Source organism: Thermus sp. (assembly GCF_040290245.1).
Lineage (GTDB): Bacteria > Deinococcota > Deinococci > Deinococcales > Thermaceae > Thermus_A.
Genome location: NZ_PSMQ01000109.1, coordinates 1 through 2,277 on the forward strand (window position 1 = coordinate 1; position 2,277 = coordinate 2,277).

4 protein-coding genes are annotated in these 2,277 nt (G+C 65.1%); all 4 read right to left on the reverse strand.

Features of this window, described 5'->3' with window-relative positions:
• Positions 1 to 174: 174 nt before the first annotated feature.
• The 4 genes from rplI to rpsF are packed head-to-tail and all read right to left on the reverse strand — an operon-like array spanning position 175 to position 2,087.
• Entirely contained in the window at positions 175 to 630 is a 456-nt protein-coding gene (gene rplI / locus C4301_RS09755) for a 50S ribosomal protein L9 (RefSeq protein WP_352414876.1), read from the reverse strand.
• Positions 631 to 640: 10 nt separating this feature from the next.
• Positions 641 to 871, reverse strand: coding sequence for a 30S ribosomal protein S18 (gene rpsR, locus C4301_RS09760; RefSeq protein WP_503012428.1), 231 nt, complete (start codon positions 869 to 871; stop codon positions 641 to 643).
• Positions 872 to 930: 59 nt separating this feature from the next.
• Positions 931 to 1,767, reverse strand: coding sequence for a single-stranded DNA-binding protein (ssb, locus tag C4301_RS09765; protein WP_352414878.1), 837 nt, complete (start codon positions 1,765 to 1,767; stop codon positions 931 to 933).
• Between the two features lie 17 nt (positions 1,768 to 1,784).
• Positions 1,785 to 2,087: a 30S ribosomal protein S6 gene (rpsF, locus tag C4301_RS09770; RefSeq protein ID WP_352414879.1), complete on the reverse strand. Its 303-nt coding sequence runs from the start codon at positions 2,085 to 2,087 to the stop codon at positions 1,785 to 1,787.
• Positions 2,088 to 2,277: the final 190 nt, after the last annotated feature.

Consider the following 2,277-nt stretch of genomic DNA (forward strand, 5'->3'; position numbering starts at 1 on the left):
AGATGGAGCTCACCCTTACCCTTTCGGGGATCGGGGGGCTGGAGGAGATCGGTCCGGAGGTCTTGGTGAGCGGGCAAGGGTAAACCCCGCTCAAAACCGGTTCGGGCCTGGACAAAAGCGCCGGGGTAAACCCCGGCGCAGGCTTTTGGCTTCTCGGAACGCCAAGAGGAGCCCTTACCCCTGGGCCACCACGCTCACCTTAAGCTGGATGGCCACCTCAGGGTGCGGCTTGTAGACGAGGACGTACTCCCCCAGCTCCTTGATGGGCCTTTCCAGCTGGAGGCGCTTGGCGTCTATGGCGATGCCGTGCTGCCGCTCGAGGGCCTCGGCGATGTCCCGGGCGGTCACCGAGCCGTAGATCTTCGTCTCCCCAGCCCGGACCGGAAGGGTCAAGGTGAGGGTTTCCAGGACCTCCTTAAGCCGCAGGGCCTCCTCCTTTCGTTGGGCGGCCCGCTTGGCCTGGGCGCGGATCTTGGCCTCGAGGGCCTTTAGGTTGCTCTCCGTGGCCAAAACCGCCAGGCCCCGCGGGATGAGGTAGTTGCGGGCGTAGCCGGGCCGGACATTGACCACCTGGCCCACCTCCCCTAGGTTCTCCAGGGGCTCGAGAAGAATGACCTTGGTCGCCTTCATCCTTCACCCCCTATTTCCGGACCAGCTTCTCGGTGAAGGGGAGGAGCCCCAGCACCCGGGCCCGCTTGATGGTCCGGGCCAGAATCCTCTGCTCCTTGGCTGTAAGCCCCGTTCGGCGGCGGGGAAGGATCTTCCCCGTCTCGGACAGGAACTTCTTCAAGACCTCCACGTTCTTGTAGTCCAGGAGGTCAAACGCCCCCACCGTGGCCTTAACCTTGGCCTTGCGGGAGCGCCGCTGCAGCTGGGCCTTGCCGGCTGGGCGCGCGGCGGCCTTTTGCTTGGTTTGGTTCTTCTCCTTGCTCAAAACGGCAAATCCTCCTCCGGCGGGAAGTCTTCCAGACCTTCTTCGATGTCCACCCCACCCGTACGGTCCTTTTGGGGTCTGGGTCCGCCGGCCTGTCCAGACCCACGGGTGAGCCGCTCCAGCCGGGTCGCCTCCACCCTGGTGAGGTAGCGGCGCTCCCCGGTAGAGCTCGTCCAGGAGTCGTTCACCAACCGACCGATGACCAAAATGGGCTCGCCCTTCCTAAGCTCCCCCGCCCATTCCGCCAGGTCCCGCCAGGCTTGAACCTCGAGGAAATGCGTTTTTTCCTCCCAGTGTTCCCTTCGGGAAGCAGCTCGGGGTTCGCCCCCCAAACCAGCCTGCCCCCGCGGCCGTTCGTTGACCGCCAGGCTCATGCGGGCCACCGGGGTGCCCTGGGGGGTGTAGCGGAGTTCCGCGTCCCGGGTCAGGTTTCCCATCAGGATGGCCTGGTTGAGGGCGTTTCGCAACCGCATCTGGCCTCGCGCGTCCTCCACCGTTTCCATCTGCCTTCCGTCCAAGGGGTCCAGGAAGTCCGCGCGGATCTCCACGATGCTTTTCCTCTGGCCCTCAGCCTCCCAGGTGCGGTACTCCAGCCGCCCCTCTACGAACAAGGGCTGACCGGCCTCGAGGGCATCCCCCCACCGCTCCGCCTGCCGGCCTAAGAGCTTCACCCGGTGGTACCAGGGGATTTCCCGAATGCCGGTCTCGTCCTGCACGAGGTCGTTCCCCGCCAGGGTGAGCTCCAAGACCGCCATTCCCCCCGGGGTGTAGCGCATGTCCGGACGGGCGGTCAGGGTTCCGATCAGGTAAACGCGGTTCAAGCCTCTAGCCATAGGCCCATTTTATGGCGCTACGAGGCGAGCTGGGGCGCGGCGGTGCGCACGATCATCACCCGGCGCACGTTGTCCCGCAGGCGGAGCTCCCTCTCCAGGGCGGCCACCTGGTCATGGGGCATGTTCACCGTATAAAAGATGAAGTACCCCTGGGTGTCCTTGGCGATGGGGTAGGCCAGACGGCGTACCCCCCACTCCTCGGTCTTCACCACCTGGGCTCCGAATCGCTCCAGCGCCCGGGCGATGATCTCCTTTTCCAGGGCGAGCTGGCTCTGCTCCAGGCTGGGGTTTAGCACAACGCTAACCTCGTACTGCCGCACGTTAACCGTCCTCACCTCCTTTCCGGGCCCGGCTGGCCCCCGGCACCCTGTGGGTGCCATCCGCAATTATACCCTGCCTCTTGACCATCAGAAAGACCTAGGCCCCCTAAAGGGGGCCTTCTGGCTCCGCGGGCAGGACTCGAACCTGCGACCAACCGGTTAACAGCCGGCCGCTCTACCGACTGAGCTA

Coding starts and splice junctions, on each gene's coding strand:
- ssb (WP_352414878.1), bottom strand. CDS start 1,767: ATGGCTAGAGGCTTGAACCGCGTTTACCTGATCGGAACCCTGACCGCC.
- rplI (WP_352414876.1), bottom strand. CDS start 630: ATGAAGGCGACCAAGGTCATTCTTCTCGAGCCCCTGGAGAACCTAGGG.